18 protein-coding genes are annotated in these 17,541 nt (G+C 66.0%); 6 read left to right on the top strand and 12 right to left on the bottom strand.

Translation table 11 applies throughout. The features are described 5' to 3' along the window. The first annotated feature begins 19 nt into the window (after positions 1-19). Positions 20-1,174 carry an Eco57I restriction-modification methylase domain-containing protein gene (locus METUNV1_RS06795; protein ID WP_008060154.1) on the top strand — a complete coding sequence of 385 codons (1,155 nt, stop codon included), beginning with the start codon at positions 20-22 and terminating at the stop codon, positions 1,172-1,174. 106 nt (positions 1,175-1,280) lie between these two features. Next, positions 1,281-1,355 carry a pyrroloquinoline quinone precursor peptide PqqA gene (gene pqqA, locus METUNV1_RS06790; RefSeq protein ID WP_008060153.1) on the top strand — a complete coding sequence of 25 codons (75 nt, stop codon included), beginning with the start codon at positions 1,281-1,283 and terminating at the stop codon, positions 1,353-1,355. A gap of 90 nt (positions 1,356-1,445) precedes the next feature. Here the strand turns inward: pqqA (METUNV1_RS06790) and yddG are convergent, their stop codons facing one another. The 6 genes from yddG to METUNV1_RS06760 all read right to left on the bottom strand — a co-directional run bounded on the left by yddG (position 1,446) and on the right by METUNV1_RS06760 (position 10,191). Next, positions 1,446-2,363 carry an aromatic amino acid DMT transporter YddG gene (yddG, locus tag METUNV1_RS06785; protein WP_051165271.1) on the bottom strand — a complete coding sequence of 306 codons (918 nt, stop codon included), beginning with the start codon at positions 2,361-2,363 and terminating at the stop codon, positions 1,446-1,448. 213 nt (positions 2,364-2,576) lie between these two features. Continuing rightward, the gene (locus tag METUNV1_RS06780; RefSeq protein ID WP_008060151.1) at positions 2,577-3,545 is read right to left on the bottom strand and encodes a calcium/sodium antiporter; all 969 of its coding nucleotides are present in this window, start codon (positions 3,543-3,545) and stop codon (positions 2,577-2,579) included. Positions 3,546-3,598: 53 nt separating this feature from the next. Then, positions 3,599-4,534, bottom strand: a complete 936-nt coding sequence (locus tag METUNV1_RS06775; RefSeq protein WP_008060150.1) for a universal stress protein — start codon at positions 4,532-4,534, stop codon at positions 3,599-3,601. An 18-nt stretch (positions 4,535-4,552) separates the two neighbouring features. Then, a complete protein-coding gene (locus tag METUNV1_RS06770; RefSeq protein WP_008060149.1) occupies positions 4,553-7,273 on the bottom strand; it encodes a cation-translocating P-type ATPase in 2,721 nt (906 codons plus the stop codon). 22 nt (positions 7,274-7,295) lie between these two features. Then, complete coding sequence (locus tag METUNV1_RS06765; protein WP_008060147.1) at positions 7,296-9,041, bottom strand: cation:proton antiporter domain-containing protein; 1,746 nt, start codon at positions 9,039-9,041, stop codon at positions 7,296-7,298. Positions 9,042-9,333: 292 nt separating this feature from the next. Then, positions 9,334-10,191, bottom strand: coding sequence for an AraC family transcriptional regulator (locus tag METUNV1_RS06760; protein WP_008060145.1), 858 nt, complete (start codon positions 10,189-10,191; stop codon positions 9,334-9,336). A 134-nt stretch (positions 10,192-10,325) separates the two neighbouring features. Here METUNV1_RS06760 and METUNV1_RS06755 point away from each other — a divergent pair, with 134 nt between their 5' ends. Then, positions 10,326-10,754 carry an organic hydroperoxide resistance protein gene (locus tag METUNV1_RS06755; RefSeq protein ID WP_008060144.1) on the top strand — a complete coding sequence of 143 codons (429 nt, stop codon included), beginning with the start codon at positions 10,326-10,328 and terminating at the stop codon, positions 10,752-10,754. Between the two features lie 180 nt (positions 10,755-10,934). After that, on the top strand, positions 10,935-11,009 hold the full coding sequence (pqqA, locus tag METUNV1_RS06750) for a pyrroloquinoline quinone precursor peptide PqqA (RefSeq protein ID WP_008060142.1): 75 nt from the start codon (positions 10,935-10,937) through the stop codon (positions 11,007-11,009). A 225-nt stretch (positions 11,010-11,234) separates the two neighbouring features. On the opposite strand, the gene METUNV1_RS06745 is transcribed toward pqqA (METUNV1_RS06750), so the two are convergent. The 6 genes from METUNV1_RS06745 to METUNV1_RS06720 form a co-directional block, all read right to left on the bottom strand. Continuing rightward, positions 11,235-11,468, bottom strand: coding sequence for a toxin-antitoxin system HicB family antitoxin (locus tag METUNV1_RS06745; RefSeq protein ID WP_008060140.1), 234 nt, complete (start codon positions 11,466-11,468; stop codon positions 11,235-11,237). Next, complete coding sequence (locus tag METUNV1_RS06740) at positions 11,465-11,881, bottom strand: putative toxin-antitoxin system toxin component, PIN family (RefSeq protein ID WP_008060139.1); 417 nt, start codon at positions 11,879-11,881, stop codon at positions 11,465-11,467. The genes METUNV1_RS06745 and METUNV1_RS06740 overlap by 4 nt, the downstream gene beginning before the upstream one ends. A 224-nt stretch (positions 11,882-12,105) precedes the next feature. Then, positions 12,106-12,861 (bottom strand): helix-turn-helix transcriptional regulator, encoded by a 756-nt coding sequence (locus METUNV1_RS06735; RefSeq protein WP_157257856.1) that lies wholly within the window; start codon positions 12,859-12,861, stop codon positions 12,106-12,108. Positions 12,862-12,863: 2 nt separating this feature from the next. Next, complete coding sequence (locus tag METUNV1_RS06730) at positions 12,864-13,253, bottom strand: hypothetical protein (RefSeq protein ID WP_008060135.1); 390 nt, start codon at positions 13,251-13,253, stop codon at positions 12,864-12,866. A gap of 39 nt (positions 13,254-13,292) precedes the next feature. Next, the gene (locus tag METUNV1_RS06725) at positions 13,293-14,462 is read right to left on the bottom strand and encodes a helix-turn-helix transcriptional regulator (protein WP_008060133.1); all 1,170 of its coding nucleotides are present in this window, start codon (positions 14,460-14,462) and stop codon (positions 13,293-13,295) included. Further along, a complete protein-coding gene (locus tag METUNV1_RS06720) occupies positions 14,459-15,619 on the bottom strand; it encodes a helix-turn-helix transcriptional regulator (protein ID WP_232416239.1) in 1,161 nt (386 codons plus the stop codon). Before METUNV1_RS06720 ends, METUNV1_RS06725 begins: the two co-directional genes overlap by 4 nt. 292 nt (positions 15,620-15,911) lie before the next feature. On the opposite strand from METUNV1_RS06720, the gene METUNV1_RS06715 reads away from it, so the two are divergent. Then, positions 15,912-16,097, top strand: coding sequence for a hypothetical protein (locus METUNV1_RS06715; RefSeq protein ID WP_008060129.1), 186 nt, complete (start codon positions 15,912-15,914; stop codon positions 16,095-16,097). A gap of 450 nt (positions 16,098-16,547) precedes the next feature. Beyond that, positions 16,548-17,540, top strand: a complete 993-nt coding sequence (locus tag METUNV1_RS06710) for a hypothetical protein (protein WP_139026309.1) — start codon at positions 16,548-16,550, stop codon at positions 17,538-17,540. The last annotated feature ends 1 nt before the right edge of the window (position 17,541 follow it).

Genomic DNA, 17,541 nt, shown 5'->3' with positions numbered 1-17,541 from the left:
CGCATGGGACAATTGACTCATGAACGAAAGGAATCACCGGGTCGAAATACTCGGACAGGTCTTCACCCGGAGCGATGTGGTCGAGCTGATGCTGGCGCTGCGCCGCAATCGCGGACGCACGCTGGAACCGTCGGCGGGTGACGGCGCCTTCGCGTCGCGCATTCCCGGCTGCACCGCCATCGAGATCGATCCTTCGGTCGCGCCGGCCGGCGCACAGGTGATGGACTTCTTCGCCTATCCGGTCAGCGAGCAGTTCGACACCGTGATCGGCAATCCGCCCTATGTGCGCCACCAGGACATCCTGCCAGACACCCGGGCGCGTCTGCCCGGCGAACTGTTCGACCGCCGCAGCAACCTCTACCTGTTCTTCATCGAGAAGTGCGTACGCCATCTGAAGCCGGGCGGCGAACTCATCTTCATCGTGCCGCGCGACTTCATCAAGCTCACCGCCGCGCGCCGGCTCAACGACTGGCTGTACGCCCAGGGCAGCATCACCGACTTCATCGAGACCGGCGATAGCCGGGTGTTCGGTGCCTTCGTGCCGAACTGCGCCGTATTCCGTTTCGAGAAGGGACGCATGGACCGGCGCATGAGCGACGGCCGGCGCTTCCACTGCGAACGCGGCCAGCTCATGTTCCTGCGCGGCGACTACACGGTGCCGCTCGCTTCGCTGTTCGACGTGCGGGTGGGCGCGGTGTCCGGTGCCGACGACGTATTCGTGCATCCGGACGGCAATATGGAATTCGTCTGTTCCAGCACCGTGGACACCGGCCGGACCCGGCGCGCCTTTTTCGACCTGCGCAACGACTGGCTGGAGCGCCACAAGCCGCGGCTGCTGGCGCGTCGGGTGCGCAGCTTCGGCGAACACAACTGGTGGCAGTGGGGCCGCATGCACCACCGCAGCGGCGGACCGCGCATCTACGTGAATGGCAAGACCCGCAAGCCGCGGCCTTTCTTCCTGCACGACTGCCCGGATTACGACGGCTCGGTGCTGGCGCTGTTCGCGCGGCCCGAAGTGAGCGATCTGGCACGCGCCGCCGAACTGCTGAACGACGCGGTCGACTGGCAGGAACTGGGTTTCGTCTGCGACGGCCGCTATCTGTTCGCGCAGCGCAGCCTGCAGAACTGCATGCTGCCGGCGGTGTTCGAAAGCCTGCGCTCAGGAAAATCATGAGCCGTCTTTCCAGACTGCGTGGAGGTGGCCGCTGCCGGTCCGGCGCAGTATTCGATCCATGCACTGCATCCGCAGTGAATGAGCGAACACCTCCAAGGAGACTGACATGAACTGGGAAACCCCGAAGGCCACCGACCTGCGTTTCGGCTTCGAAATCACCATGTACGTCGCCAACCGCTGATCACTCGCGGCTGAGCAGGAAAGGCGGGCTTCGGCCCGCTTTTTTTTCGTCCGTCCTCCGGTACATCCGCAACCGGTGCGGACGCCGGCGTCAGCGCCTGCGCCCGGCCTGCCAGCACAGCAGCGCGCCGACGCTGACCAGCAGCGCACCCCACCAGAAGGCCGGACTGGTCGATGCGCCCAGCCATACCGCCGCAAAGGCCGACGACAGCACCGGGGTTGCGTAGGCGGCGCCGGTGATCAGTGTGACCCGGCCGTGCAGCATGGCCACATTCCACAGCGCGTAACCGGTACTCAAAGCCGCGCCGGCCAGCACCGCCTGCAGCAGCGTGACCGCGTCCGGCAGCGCAGTCAGGGCGCCGGTAGCCACCGCCATCGCCAGCAGCACTGCCGCCGTGGCGCAGAAGAACCAGGTCACGCCATTGCGCCCGCCCGCCCAGCGCCGGGTCAGTGCGCAGTACAGCGCCCAGCACAGCGCGCCGGCGAGCGCCATGGCCGGGCTCAGCGGCGCGTCGCGCACCGCCTCGACCAGCGGCGCCAGCGCCGGCGTCATCGATCCGGCGAATACGCAGGCCACGCCGTACAGGCTCAGCGCGAAGCCGGGCAGGGCCAGCAGCCCGAGGCGTTCGCCATTGAGCAGCACCGCGCACAGCACCGTCAGCAGCGGCCACAGATAGTTGATCAGCCCCACCACCAGCGCTTGCTCCCGGCTGACCGCCAGCCCGACCGACAGCGACAGCAGCAGTTCGTACAGCACGAACAGGCCGCCGCCGACCAGCAGGTAGCGCGGCGCGAACAGACGCGCCGGCGGCGGGCGGAACAGCGCCAGCAGGCACAGCGCACCCGCGCCGTAGATCAGCGCCGCGCCGCCGACCGGACCCGCGCGTTCGCTGACCGAGCGCAGCATGCCTATCGTGACGCTCCACAGCGCGATGGCGACCAAGCCATACAGCGTGGCCCTGCGGGAAGAAGGATGGGGCAGGGGAATGGACGAGGCGGGCGATGACATCGCGTCATGATGCCATGGGTGAAACTTAGATTCTTTATGTGAATCTTTGCGCGCGCTGCCGGCCGCGCAAAAGAAGACCGGCCAGGGAGCGATCCGGTGGCCGGTTCGAATGCCCTGAAATACAGGACAAGGAGGAGAAGTAACTGATTCCAGTATGGTCGCCACCGGCCGCGCCGCCATGATCCAGCTCAACTTTCCTTGCGGTGCCGCTCCTCAGTGCCGGACGAGCAGCAGCAGCGACAGATACACCAGATAGGCGATCACGAACACCGCGCCCTCGCTGCGCGACACCCGTCCTTCGCTGCGGAATACCGGCAGGCACACGAGGGCCACCAGCGCCGCCAGCGGCAGGTCGATGCGCAGCACCTCGCTGCCCACCTCTACGCCGCCGGGCGCGGCCACCACGGTGAGGCCGAGAATGACCAGGATGTTGTAGATGCTGCTGCCGATCAGGTTGCCGATCGCCACGTCGCGGTCGTTCTTCAGGGTGGCCAGCAGCGTGGTGACCAGTTCCGGCGCCGAGGTGCCGATGGCGACGACGGTGAGCCCGATGAAGGCGTCGGACACGCCCCAGGTGCGGGCCATGCTCGATGCACCATTGACCAGCAGGTCGGCACCGACCAGCGTGAGCGCGATGCCGGCCGCCAGCAGCACGCCCTGTGCGGCGGGTGCTTCGAGGATGCCCTGTCGGGCAGCGATGGCCGGGGCGGGCGCACCTTCCTGGCTGAACTCCCGGCCGAACTCCTGACTGAACTCGCGCTGCAGTGCCGGGCCTTCGGCGCGGCTGAGATGGATCAGCGCCACCGTGTAGAGCACCGCCGCGATCAGCAGCATCGATCCCTCGCCGCGGTCCAGCCGGCCGTCCCAGGCCATCGCGACCAGCGCGAGTGCGGACGCGATCATGACCGGCACGTCCAGCCGTACGCTGAGCATGCGGGTGGGCAGCGGACGGATGAGCGCGCTGAGGCCAAGGATGAACAGGATGTTCAGCATATTGGTGCCGGCGATGTTGCCCACCGCCAGCGGCCCCTTGTTCTCGGCCACCGCGGCCAGGCCGACGCCCAGTTCCGGCACGCTGGTGCCGACCGACACCACGGTGAGGCCGATCAGGATCGGCGGCACGCGCAGGCGGTTCGCGATCCGGGCGGCGGCGCGCAGCACCATTTCGGCGCCCAGCAGCACGATGACCAGGCCGGCCGCGAATACCGCTGCCGGCGGCAGCGCGATGCCCGCGATCAGACGAAGTCCTCGCCGGAGAACGGAGGCGGCAGGGTGGGGCCGCGCCGGTCCACCACCACCAGCACGTCGGCATCGGCTTCCGACAGCACGTGCTTGGTCACGCTGCCCAGCAGCAGTTCTTCGGTCACATGGGTGCCGTGCTTGCCCATTGCGACCAGGTCGCAGCGGCATTCGGTCTGCGCGTCCAGGATGTGACGCGTCGCTTCGCCGTGCTCGATCCGCACCGAATAGCGGCCGCGCTCCAGACCCGCTTCTTCCGCCAGTTCGTGCAGCCGGCGCAGCGCGCGTTCGCGGGCTTCCGCGCGGTAGCGGTGGATGACCGCCTGTTCGATGCCGGCGTACTGCAGCATGCCCTCGAACGGCACATCGAAGCTGTGCAGCAGCAGCACGTCCGCGTCAGGCGCGATCTGCGCGGCCATGCGCAGCGTGGCCAGCGAACCGGGCGAGAAATCGACCGGCGCCAGCACCCGGCGGTAAGGCGTGCGGCCCGGTTTCTTCACCACCAGCACCGGGCTGGCGCACTTGCGCAGCAGGCGCGAGGCGGTCGAGCCGACCAGCAGCCGGCTCAGCACGCTGGCGCCGCGTGCGCCCACCAGCACCAGATCGGCCTGTTCGGACGCGGCATAGTCGGCCAGCACGCGGGTCGCCAGGCCCGGTTCTATCTTCACGTCGGCCACCACGCCGGCATTGCGCGCCGGATCGCCGGCCACGGCGGCCAGCGCGTCGAACTGGTGCTGTATCGCCTTTTCGGCCACCAGTTCGGCCTCGTCGCCGAGCAGATCGCGCAGCGGGCCGAGCGCGTCCAGTCCGAGGGCGTGGAGCAGGGTGTAGTGCGCGCCATGGCGCGCGGCCAGTTCGAAACCGCGGTCGACCGCGTGCAGCGAGGCGTCCGACAGGTCGGTGGCGGCAATGAGGCGGCGGATGGTCGGCATGGTGTCCTCCTGACGGGCTTAAAGACGGTGGATGCGCAGGCGGCGAAGCAGGGCCTTCTCGGCTTCGACCGCGATGAAGAGCAGCAGTCCGCTGACCGCAATCACGCTCCATGACTGCAGGTCCAGCGGCGCGCTGCGGAACAGGGCGTGCATCGGCGGGGCGTAGGTGAACAGCAGCTGCAGCACGATGAGCAGCGCGCCGACACCGAGCGCGACCCGGTTGCCGGTCAGCGTTTCGAGCCGGAAGGCGTGGGCGGTGAAGTGGCGCACGTTGAACAGGTAGAACAGTTCGCACATGACGATGGTGTTCACCGCGGCGGTACGCGCCAGTTCCAGACTGCTGCCGCGCGCCAGTTCCCAGTGGAACACGCCGAAGGTGGCTGCCACCATCAGCGCGATCACGAACAGGATGCGCAGCCCCAGCGCGCGCGTGATCAGCGCCTCGGACGGCGGTCGCGGCGGATGCTGCATGACGCCGTGCTCGGCCGGTTCGAACGCCAGCGACAGCGCCAGCGTGACCGAGGTGACCGTGTTCACCCACAGGATCTGGCCGGCGGTCACCGGCAGCGGCAGCCCGGCGAAGATGGCCAGCAGGATGACGCCGGCCTCGCCGCCATTGGTGGGCAGCATGTGCATCAGCGACTTCTTGATGTTGTCGAACACCACGCGGCCTTCGCGTACCGCGCGGGCGATGGTGGCGAAGTTGTCGTCGGTCAGCACCAGGTCCGACGCCTCGCGCGCCGCGTCGGTGCCCTTGCCGCCCATGGCCACGCCGATGTCGGCCGACTTCAGCGCCGGCGCGTCATTCACGCCGTCGCCGGTCATCGCCACGAGATGGCCTTCGGCGCGCAGCGCGGCGATCAGCCGCAGCTTGTGCTCCGGGCTGGCACGCGCGATCACGTCGGTGTCGAGCGCACGCGCCCGCAGCGCGGCGTCGTCCAGCCTGTCCATCTGTTCGCCGGTCAGCGTGCCTTCCGCCTGCAGGCCGAGTTCGCTGCCGATGGCGGCGGCGGTGACCGCGTGGTCGCCGGTGATCATCTTCACCCGTATGCCGGCGTCACGGCACTGCGCGACCGCGGCAATCGCCTCTTCGCGCGGCGGGTCGATGATGCCGACCAGACCCAGCAGTTCGAACGGTGCGTCCAGATGCGCCGCTTCCAGGCTCACCGTGCCGCGGGCGACCGGCGCACGCGCCAGCGCGAGTACCCGCTCGCCGTCACCGGCGGCGCGGGCCACCTCGGCCGCCCAGCCGTCCGGATCGAAGGCGCCGCCGCCGGCCAGCCGGTCGCAGCGCGCCAGCACGCGCTCCGGCGCGCCCTTGAGCAGCACGCGGGCGTGGCCGTCGTGGTCGTGGTGCAGCGTGGCCATGAACTGGCGCGCCGAATCGAAGGGCAGGGTGTCGAGCCGCGGCCAGGCGCGCGTGCTGTCCTGCGGGTCCAGCCCGGCCTTGCGCGCCAGCGCCAGCAGCGCGCCTTCGGTCGGGTCGCCCACCAGGCTCCAGCCGCCGGCGCCATCCGGCCCGATCTGCGCGTCATTGCACAGCAACGCGCAGTGCGCTGCCGCGGCGAGGGCTTCGTCGGCTTCCGGATCCACCGGCCGGCTGCCGTCGTGAAAGCCGCCTTCCGGCGCATAGCCGCCGCCGCTCACGCGCAGGGTGCGGCCGCCGGGCAGCACCAGCCGCACCGCGCTCATTTCATTGCGGGTCAGGGTGCCGGTCTTGTCGGTGCAGATGACGGTGACCGAACCCAGGGTTTCCACCGCGGGCAGCCGGCGCACGATGGCTTTCTTGCGCGCCATGGTGCGGGTGCCGATGGCGAGCACGATGGTCACCACCGCCGGCATGCCTTCCGGGATGGCGGCCACCGCGATGCCCACCACCGCGAGGAACAGGTCGAGCAGCGGCATGTGCGCGACGAACAGGCCGTAGGCCACGGTCAGCGCCGACACCGCGAGGATGAAGCCGGTGATCTGGCGCGCGAACTGGTCCAGCCGGCGGGTGAGCGGCGTGGCCAGCGTGTCCACCTCGGACACCAGCGTGCCGATGCGGCCGATCTCGGTGCGCGCGCCGGTCGCCACCACCACGCCGCGCCCCTGACCGAAGGCGACCAGCGTGCCCGAATGACAGACCGGATGACGGTCACCGATGCCGGCGCCGGCGTCGACCGGCTCCAGCGTCTTGTCCACCGGCGCCGACTCGCCGGTCAGCGCCGCTTCCACCGTGCGCAGGTTGTGCGCCTGCAGCAGCCGCAGATCGGCCGGCACCTTGTCACCCGGCTCCAGCAGCACGATGTCGCCGGGCACCAGTTCGGCCGCATCCACCGGGTGACGCTCGCCGTCGCGCAGCACGGTGGCGCGGGCGGCCAGCATGCCGCGCACCGCGTCCAGCGCGCGCTCGGCCTTGCCTTCCTGGATGTGGCCGATCAGCGCATTGATGAGCACCACGCCGAGGATGACGCCGGCGTCCACATGGCTGCCCAGCGCCAGCGTGACCAGACCGGCCGCCAGCAGCACATAGATGAGCGGGTTGTGGAACTGCAGCAGGAAGCGCAGCCAGGGCGGCCGCCGCTGCGGCTCCGGCAGCCGGTTCTCGCCGTGACGCACGCGCCGCGCGGCCGCTTCGGCGGCCGACAGGCCGGTGTGCGGATCAACCTCCAGCGCTGCACAGACCGCGTCTGCGGTCAGTGCATGCCAGGGCGGGGTATCGGGGGAGGCGGGGCGGTGCGGTGGTGCGGAGGACATGGCGTGTTTCGCTGAGGCGGCGTCAGTGGCCGGAAGGGGGATGGATGGCGGTGCTGTCGGTGCTGACCGTGCGGCCGAAATGGCGCGCCACGTGTTCGGCCATGCCGCGCGCCAGTTCGTGTTCGCCGACCAGCACGGTGCCGAGCTTTTCCCGGCGCAGCAGTTCGGCTTCGTCCTCGTTGTGGCTGCGCATCACCACCGCGATGTCCGGGTTCAGCGTGCGGGCGACCTCGACCATGGTGCGCACGTGCAGGGTTTCCGGCAGCGCGATCACCAGCACCGCAGCACGCGCGATATGCGCCTGGATCAGCACCTCGGGCGACTGCGCGTCGCCATACACCGCAGGAATGCCCTGCTGGCGCAGCTGGTCGACGCGTTCGCGGTTCATTTCCGCCACCACATAGGGAATCTGCTGCGCCTGCAGCGAGGCGGCGATGCGCTGGCCTACCCGGCCGTAGCCGACCAGCACCACCTGTTCGTGCAGCAGCCGGCTGTCGGTGCTCATCGGCAGCGCCGCCAGCGGGTCGTCGCGCTGTTCCAGCCGTCGTGCAAGGGCCGAGCGCGCGGTCACCCAGGCGCGCAGCGGCTCGATCGCCGAGAACAGCGCGGTATTGGCGGCGATCGACAGCAGCGCGGCGGCCAGCACCAGGCTCTGGCCTTCCGCCGGCATCACGCCCAGTGACACGCCCAGCCCGGCCAGGATGAAGGAGAACTCGCCGATCTGCGCCAGACTCACGCCCACCGTGAGCGCGGTGTTCAGCGGGTAGCGGAAAGCCAGCACCAGCAGCATGGCGGCCACCGTCTTGCCCAGCATGACGATGGCCACCACGATGAGCAGCTTGAGCGGCTGGTTCCACACCACCGCCGGGTCGAACAGCATGCCCACCGACACGAAGAACAGCACCGCGAAGGCGTCGCGCAGCGGCAGCGATTCGTCCGCCGCGCGATGACTGAATTCGGATTCGCGCATCATCATGCCGGCGAAGAAGGCGCCCAGCGCGAACGACACGTCGAACAGCGTGGCCGCGCCGAAGGCGACGCCGACCGCGATCGCGATCACCGCCAGACGGAACAGCTCCTGCGAGCCGGTGCGCGCCACCCACCACAGCAGGCGCGGCAGCACCCGCCGGCCCACCACCAGCATCAGCACGATGAAGGCCACCACTTTGGCCAGCGTCAGCGCCAGCGCCGGCCACAGCCCGAGGCCGGAGGCGTGCGCGGCCTTGCCGCCAGCGCTGCCGCCGAGCACATCGGCCAGCGCCGGCAGCATGACCAGCACCAGCACCATCACCAGATCCTCGACCACCAGCCAGCCGACCGCGATCTGCCCGTTCACCGACTTCAGCAGGCCGCGCGATTCGAGCGCCCGCAGCAGCACCACCGTGCTGGCGACCGACAGGCAGAGGCCGAACACCATGGCGCCGCCCAGCGGCCAGTCCCACAGATGGGCGGCCGCCATGCCGAGCACCGTGGCCACCGCGATCTGCACGATGGCGCCCGGTATCGCGATGCGCCGCACCGCCATCAGTTCGTCCAGCGAAAAATGCAGGCCGACGCCGAACATGAGCAGCATGACGCCGATCTCGGCCAGCTGGCCGGCGAGGCCGACATCGGCGACGAAGCCTGGTGTGCTCGGACTGACCAGCACGCCGGCGAGCAGATAGCCGACCAGGGGCGGCAGTCGCAGCCGGACCGCGAGCAGGCCGAAAATCATGGCGAGGCCGAAACCGGCCGCAATGGTGGCGATAAGACTGATGTCGTGAGGCATGGCGGTGAAAGGCGGGTGGGGCGCCACCGGTGTCCGGTGCCGGTGTGCGTCCCGGTCTGTCGGCTTCGCGCGGCAGGGGTGGTGTCAGGCAGTCATCAGCCCCTGAGTGCGGCGGCGTGGAATCCGGTGCTGAGATGCCGGGTGCCGTGCGCGACGCCACGCGAAGTGTGCAGTCTGTTTTATTCGTGTGCTTACGATTAGATCAAAGAAGTGGGCGACGGTCACGCACCAGTACTCTGTCATTTTCGGGCACATCCGTGTGCGCCGATCGATGCGGACCAGCGCGACCGGATCAGGCGACCGGCCGTCCCCGCCACTGCCGCGGCGACTGTCCGGTCTGTGCGCGGAAGGCGCGCGACAGCGCCGCTTCGCTGCCATAACCCACTTCGTCCGCGATCAGCTTGAGCGCGCGGCCCTGGCGCAGCGCGCGTTGCGCCAGGCCGATGCGCCAGCGCTGCAGGTAGGCGCCTGGCGTGCAGCCCACGGTGTTGCGGAAGGCGTTCGCGAAGACGCTGCGCGACATGCCGCAGGTGGCGGCCAGCGCGTCCAGCGACCACGGCCGGGCCGGCTCGGCGTGCATCGCCACCAGCGCCCGGCGCAGCCGCGGGTGCGACAGTCCGGCCAGCATGCCGAAACCGGTTTCGCCGTTTTCCATCAGGTGGCGCAGCACCTGGATCAGCAGCACTTCGAACAGCCGGTCGAGTACCGCCTGCCGGCCGCAGTACTGCCGGCCCGCCTCATCGAATAGCAGCGCCAGCACCGCGCCGGCGCCGTCGAGCGCCGCCAGCGGCAGACAGGTGACATCCGGCAGCGCGGCGGCGATCGGGTTCGCGTCCCCGCCGGAAAAGTGCAGGCGGGCGCAGGCGAAATCCGCGCCCCGCACCGGGTCGGTCACGAAGCGGCTGGCCTGCGGTCGCGGATAGAGCAGCAGGCTCGGTTCGCTGAGGTGCAGCACCGGGCGGCCCGGGTGGTGCACCTCGACCGCGCCGGCGCGCACCAGATGCACGCGACCGGCCGCATCGGCCTCGCCGATGTCGGTCACCCCGCACAGCGCCCCGGTATTGAATACCCGCGCGCTGACCGAAAAATGCTGCAGCAGGGCTTCGAGCCGGTCCGGTGCCGCAGCGCCGCTGGGGGCTTCATTCGTCATGATCGATACGATGGGTCAAGTATTCGATACATATTATCTCCATCGGTGCGGATGAGCGGCGCATAGTGCGGTCACCGGGTTCACCGGCCCGTCCGGGGCGGTACCCGATTCCACCTCATACCCAGGAGACCCTCATGTCGATTGAACAGGTTCTGTATACCGCCCAGGCCAGCGCCACCGGCGGCCGCGAAGGTCGTGCCGTGTCGTCCGACGGCGTGCTCGACATCCAGCTGTCCACGCCGAAGGAACTGGGCGGCGGCGGCGGCCCGGGCACCAACCCGGAACAGCTGTTCGCGGCCGGCTATTCCGCCTGCTTCCTGGGCGCGCTGAAGTTCGTCGCCGGTCAGGACAAGGTGGCGATCCCGGCCGACGCCCGCATCACCGGCCGCGTCGGCATCGGCGCCATCCCGACCGGCTTCGGCATCGAGGTCGAACTGACCATTTCGGTGCCCGGCCTGCCGCGCGAACAGCTGCAAGGCCTGGTGGATCGCGCCCACATCGTGTGCCCGTACTCCAACGCCACCCGCGGCAACATCGACGTGAAGCTGGTGCTGGCCGACTGAGCGAGACCGCGCCGAAAAGTCTTCCGGATCATGGCTTCATGAATTTCCTTAGACTGAGTTCAGACCTCTGCCGAGGCCGACGCCGCAGCGGCTGACGATACTGGCAGTGCAGGTCAGGCGGAACGCCACCGCGCCCCGCCCGGCCTGCGAAAGAGCCTATTCACAACCGAGGAGATCAATATGAGCTGGGAAACCCCGAAGGCCACCGACCTGCGTTTCGGCTTCGAAATCACCATGTACGTCGCCAACCGCTAAGTTCTTCGGGTGGCAAGGAAAACGGCGGGCCTCGTGCCCGCCGTTTTCTTTTGTGCGGCCGGTTGCGCTGTTACGGGATGGACAGCAACGTTCCCTGGCGCAAAGCCCTTCAAACCGGAAGCTTGCAGTCCGACTCCGTGACCGGGTGCGACCTGAAGCCAGCCTGAACCAGCCTCGGGATGAGGAGAATCGGAGCATCCATCCTTGCGGGCAAGACGAAGCCGTTCAGCGATCGAACTCTTTCGGAGGAACTGCCGGCACTGCGGCCATCGCGGCCCGGAACTTCTCCGCCGAGGCCCGTTCTGCGCGTTCCTTCAGATAGCTTTCCGTCGTCAACGCAGCGACCTTTTCGGCGACTGCGGAGGCGATGAACTGATTCATCGAAACGTGATCTTCGGCGGCAATGCTCTTCGCCATCCGGTGCAGTGAATCGGGGAGGCGGACGCTGATCGTGCTCATGGTGTCTTCTCCAGTTGTTCGAGAAATATCCGCGGGTTGACGGCTTTGACGCCGAACTGGGCGGCCCGTTTGAAATCGCCCTCGTTCCAGGTAACGATGTCGGCGCCGGCTTTGACTGCAAGTTCGAGAACAAAATCGTCGTCAGGGTCCTTCAGGGCCGGGCGCCACAGGTAGAAGATCTGGTGATGAGTGGCGCGGGCGCAGATGAAGTCGATCACGTCGTCGATCTGCGACTCACTCAAGGCAAGTCTTCCGCGCTTCAGCACCGATTCATATTCGGCGACCAGCGGTGTCGACACATGAAGCCGAAAACGGTCGTCCTCGATCATCGCGACAAGCCGATGTGAAGTCCCGCGTGAAGACGTCAGCGCTGTCAGCAGGACGTTCGTATCGAGGACGATGTTCTTGTTCATTTTGGTATCGTATGTGATGCCATTTCTTTGTCAAGGCCGTTCGGGGTGAGCCACGACGCCCTCCCACCGGATGCCCGTCACGCAATTTGCAGAGTCGTGCGGCTTGACGCCACTCGAGTGGGGCGCGTGCAGTCCGATATGGATGACCGACCCTTGGCTCTCCCGCGAGCACGCTTTCGAGCTTGTACTGAAGGGGGGCGATGCGGCGAACGCCTGCATCAGCCTCAGCGAGATGCGCCAGATTCGCCCGCTATCTGGGGCAGTCCTGCCAACTTGCCCACCAATTCAGCCTGTCGGCTGCACCCGGTCTTGTCGAACACCGTCTTGACCTGGGAGCGCACCGTGTGGATCGACACTTTCTGTTTCTGCGCGATGTCGGCCAGTGCCTCACCGGCACACAGCGCGGTTGCGACGCGAGCCTCGGCGGGCGACAGGTCGTACATTGCCGCCAGCACGAAGCTGTCCGGATGTGGTCGGCTGTCCGCATCATGGAACATGACCATTGCCAGAGCATCCGGCCCGAACGCGCCCATGGTCGATGACGGTACGAGTCTGAGCAGGCACAGGCCCGTCCGTCTGTTGCCGCCACGATCACCGAGACCAAGAAACACCCGATCCGGCGAATGCGTATCCGATTCAGACAAGCGCAGGGAGCGCAGTGCGATCAGCAGTCGTGCGTCGTCGGCTGCGTTGCGCGCGCCGAGGCTGCCGGCGTTGTCGCGCAACAGCGGCGAACCCGCCAGGAATCTCTGCGCGGCGGGGTTCATGCCGACGATGCGACGTGCGGCGTCGACGATGGCAACCGGCTGTGGCAATCGCTGGACGATTTCCATGCCGAGCGCTGCATGCGCTTCGCGCTGGCGGCGAGACAGCCACAAGGACAGTGCTTTGCCCATGTGCAGGCCCAGCCTTTCGCACTCGGGCAGTTCGGTGTCCGGCAGTGGCCCGACCTCGGGGCCGCGGTGGATGGACATCACCACGTTCACACGCTCGTCGCGATAGACGTTGCCGCCCGAAGTCCAGCGCCCCCGTAGGGAATCAGAAACTGCTGGAAGAACGGATCGCGCTCGACAAAGCCTTCGTCGAAGTGGTGATGGCAGCTGCCCCATGGACCGACCGGCATGCCCTGCACGATGGCACCCCGCGGGTCGTGTCGGTGCCAGACGCGTATGTAGTCAATCGACGCCTCGGGCGGCGAGTTCCCCGCTTCGAAACTGAAATCGACGGCCCCCATCTGAAGGTCGATTCCGAAAAGCGTGATCGCCCACGCGTCGAAAGGCTTCAGCAGGGTCGCCAGCGCATCCGGCCAGCGCTTTTCGCCGGCCGCTGCGGCATAGAAGCCTGAAATGATTTCGTCCTGCGATCTGTCCATCGTCATGTCCTTCGCCTTCCAGTGCGCAGGGTTCCGTATTCATTCCGGCAGTGTTGCGAGCAGACTGACCAGTTCCGACTGGCGCCCGGTTCCGGTTTTCTGGAACACCGATTTCAACTGGCTTCGCATGGTTTCTACCGAAACCCCACGTTGTTCGGCGAGATCGGCGATGGCCGCACCGCGGGCCAGACCGACCGCGAGCTGCGATTCGGCAGGTGTGAGGTCGAAAGCTGCGGCCACCATGAAAGGGTCCAGATCCAGCCGCTGGCGCGGGTCGTGCAACAGCGCCATTGCGAGTGGTGCCGGGCCGAAGGCGCCCAGCGACGCTTCGGGCCGCAGTGCGAACAGATAGAGGTTCAGATGCAGGTGAGACGCCGGCAGGGGCAGTCGTAGCGTCGTACGTTCCTGAGGCTCGCTTCCCTCTCCGAGATAGGAATCCCGCGACAGTCTCAATTGGCGCAGCGCAAGCAACAGGCGCGTGTCGTCGTCGGGGTCGACGGCCTGCAGCTTGCCGGCGCGGTCGATGAGTACGGCGCCCTCGTCCGCCAGAATGCGCTGCACAGCCGGGTTGGCGTAATGGATGCGGCGTTGCTCGTCGACGAGCAGCAGCGGACTGGACACGCGCTCAAGCACGGCCGCGGCGCCCGCCGCCCGACTGCTCAGCAGCAGGGTGGAGCGGTAGCTGCGCACCGCTTCCGCCAGATGGCGTGCCAAACGTTGGCCCAGGCGATCTTCCTCCTTGGAGAACGGCCGGCTGTGCACACCCCGGAGCAAGCCGACGATCGCGACGAAAGAGCCGTCGTGCACGAGCTTGGTGCCGCTTGCCCAGCGCCCGCCGTACGGAATCAGGAACTGCTGGTAGAACGGGTCGCGCTCGACGAAAGCATCGTCGAAGTGCTCGCGGCAGTTCATCCATTCGCCTTCGCCCATGCCGAAGGACTTCAGCGTGCGCGGGTCGTACCGGTGCCAGACGCGCGCGAAGTCGACGAAGGCTTCGGGTTGGGTGTCGCCGACCTCGAACGAGAACAGGATGGAGCCTGCGCCGATATCCATGCCGAACAACTGGGTGACCCAAAGACCGAAGGTGTCGTGCAAGGGGCGCAAGGCCTGGCCCCAATCCATGGCGCCGGCCGCCGCAGCGTGAAAGCCGGCCACGCAACGGTCGAATTCCTTCTCAGTCATCGTGGCGTCGACGTACGTGCCAGTCATGACAGGGCAGTCCGTCCGGCTGCGGGCAGCGTCGCCAGCAAGCTCACCAGATCCGACTGCTGAACCGCGCCAGTCTTCGAGAAGACCGACTTCAATTGGCTGCGCACCGTCTCCTGCGACACACGGCGTCCCGCGGCGACGTCGGCCACTGTTTCGCCGCGTGCGAGGCGTACGGCAAGTTGAGCCTCGGCCGGGGTCAACTGGAACGCTGCTGCCACCATGAACGGGTCCAGTTCCAGCCGCTGACGTGGGTCGTGCAGCAGCGCCATCGCCAGCGGAATGCGCCCGAAAGCGCCGAGTGAGCTTTCCGGTCGCACGGCCTGCAGGAAGACGTTCAGGTGCAGATGGCTGTCCGGCAAGGCACAGTGCACGCAGGCGCGGTCGACCGGCAGTCGCCCTTCGCCGAGATAGGCCCCCGGCGACAGCCGCAGGCTGCGAAGAGCGATCAGCAACTCCGCATCGTCATGGTGCCGCCGGCAGACCAGACGCCCGCCGTGATCGCCGATTACGTTGCCCTGCTTCAACAGTGCCGACGCCGCCGGGTTCGCGTAATGAATCTGCCGCTGTTCATCGACCAGCGCAACCGGCGTACGCAGATTGGCGAGAAGCGCCAGACCGCTCGAAGCCTGACCGGCCAGCATCGCGTTGCTGCGATACAGCCGCAGCGCCTGCGCCAGATGACGAGCGAGGCGCTGCGCCAGCTCGTCCTCGGCGGCCGTATAGGGCAGCTGGCTGACACCACGCATCAGCGCAAGCATGGCCACGAAATCGCCCTCGTGGATGAGCTTCATGCCACTCACCCAACGCCCGCCGTAAGGAATCATGAACTCCTGGAAGAACGGGTCGTGGGCAACGAAGTTCTCGTCGAAATGTCGCGAGCAGTTCAGCCACTCGCCCTCGTTCATTGAAAGCGCGAGCTGAGTGCGCGGATCCCGCCGATGCCACTCCCGCGCGAAATCGACGAAGGCTTCGGGCGATGAATCGCCCACCTCGAACGAGAACGCGATGCTGCCGCTGGCCAGGTCCAGCGCCAGTACGTGCGTCACCCAGTTGCGGAAGCGCTCGTGCATCGGCCGCAAGGCCGCTCCCCAGTCAAACGTGCCGGAGGCAGCGCGATAGAAGCCGGCTACGCAATCGTCGAATTCGGCGTCAGTCACGGGTGACTCCCGGGGCAGGTGATAGCCGGGAATCATATGCACTTCGGCATGGTGTGTCATGACGAACTGGTGAAAGGAGGGCGTCGTTTGGGTGTCGATGAGGAGTGGGTGTTGCGGAAGGCGACGTGCGGGATGGGGCGTCCCACGAACTCTGAGCTGTTTCACCCATTTGAGGGATGCGTCGTCGTTGGTGGCCTTGCTATTTGTTGCGCACCGTCCTGGAAAACCGGGATGGATATGCGATAGTCAATCCTGAAAGAACCGCCAACAGGCGCAAGGAGTCGAGGTCAGCATGAAAAATCAAAAATTCACGCGCAGCGCAAACACACGTCAATCGATAAGGAAGAAGGCGGGAGCAGGAACGCTGGCAAGCGGCGTGGCACAAGCCCCCTTGCATGACCGGGGCGGCGGTCTGGTGTACGACGACGTGCTGGATGTGACGTGGTTAGCGGATGCGAACTACGCGCGGACAAAGTAGTTTGTTTTTCCTGGAAAAATGTTGGTTTAACCCCTCGTTCCTGTGGGATTAATGAGCTGTTCAGAAGCGCGCGACCGCTCAAATTAAATGACAGATTGGCTTCGCTGTTTTCGAGTTTTTCGCGTCGAGGGCCGCTAGGTGTGAGAATTTTATGACCCAACCTGTTGATTCTAGAGGGGGGTAAATACAGAAATCAGATGTTTAGGTGAGTGAATTTATGAGGAAATTTTTCCAGGGGTAGAATCGCGGGGCGCGGATTTTATACGTTTTTTATCGCGAGCTGATGGGTGGGTTCGCACCAAACATTTTCGGCGCTGCAAAAAATCACCGGTTTTGACAACGAAGGAGAAAATGATGAACAGGAAGCGTTTGAGGGCCTCGTGTCAATGGGCTCTACCCATAGCACTCTGCGCTATCTCATCAAGCGCGACTGCGGACGTGTGTACAAGCATGGTTCCATATCTCCGAGACATCCGAGAGTCCGCGGCCGCATCTACGGAGAGCAGCGCAGCTAGTGCCTTCTACAGTTCCCTGCTGACGAATCTCGGACAGCGAGCGGAAGCTGAGAGCAGCGAAGTCGCCATCGACGCTATCGGCTATGGCAGCGCAGGCGGGAAAACAGGAAAGAACAAGAGCGAAATGGACTACCATTTGGCCGCTTCGCAGACAAATACGGCGATCGCGAGTGATTCTTCCAAGTTCTTGCGCGAGTATTCAAATACGATTTCTTCGTCTGCTGCCACCCTTATTGGGCAGTGCCTAAGCCGGCGCGGTCTTGACTACAAGTTCGTGATTGGTGGCGATGGAAAGACGTTTTTTATCCACGCAACCTATCGTACTCCCAGCGTCAATCTGCCTGTTGTTACTGTTCGGCAGGTAGAGACAACCGAGAACGTGAGTTGCGATCGATCCAATTTTACGAGGGTAGATCCTGGCGGCGTTATCTTAAAGTGCACCCGCACAGACTCTGGCGGCGGCACGGTCACCATTGCAACCGACTATGATGGTAACGAATCTCCAACGTTCTACATCCCAGACGTTCGCCCTCGCTTTCGAGAAAAGACAATAAATTTCGACTTGACTTGGTGCGGGGCTCCCGGCTGCGTATCGGATATGTCGAGATCGGTTGCGTGGAATCCGCCGTCTACGCTCGCTGAATTGCAGCCCGGTGTTCTCCGTAGCTGTAGCCTCTTTGACCTTCAGGCTCTCGGGCTGTTGCGTTCGTCAGATATTCTTGTGAAGAATCAGACCTTCCCTCTCCAACTGGTCAGCACTCAAAAGGGAAACTGGGCGAGTATTCGGCAGGATGTGGCCTATAGCGTACCGATTTCGAATCGATCAATAGCGTTGTGCGGAACGAGGGCTGAACCGTTTAACGACTGGCCAAATCTACATTTCCAGGTGAGAACGCAAGTCCGATATCTGGAGAGAATTTCCTATTAAT

Source organism: Methyloversatilis universalis FAM5, from assembly GCF_000214035.2.
GTDB classification, from domain to species: Bacteria; Pseudomonadota; Gammaproteobacteria; order Burkholderiales; family Rhodocyclaceae; genus Methyloversatilis; species Methyloversatilis universalis.
The sequence above is the reverse complement of the archived record's forward strand: the minus strand, read 5'-3'. Positions and strand labels throughout refer to the sequence as shown.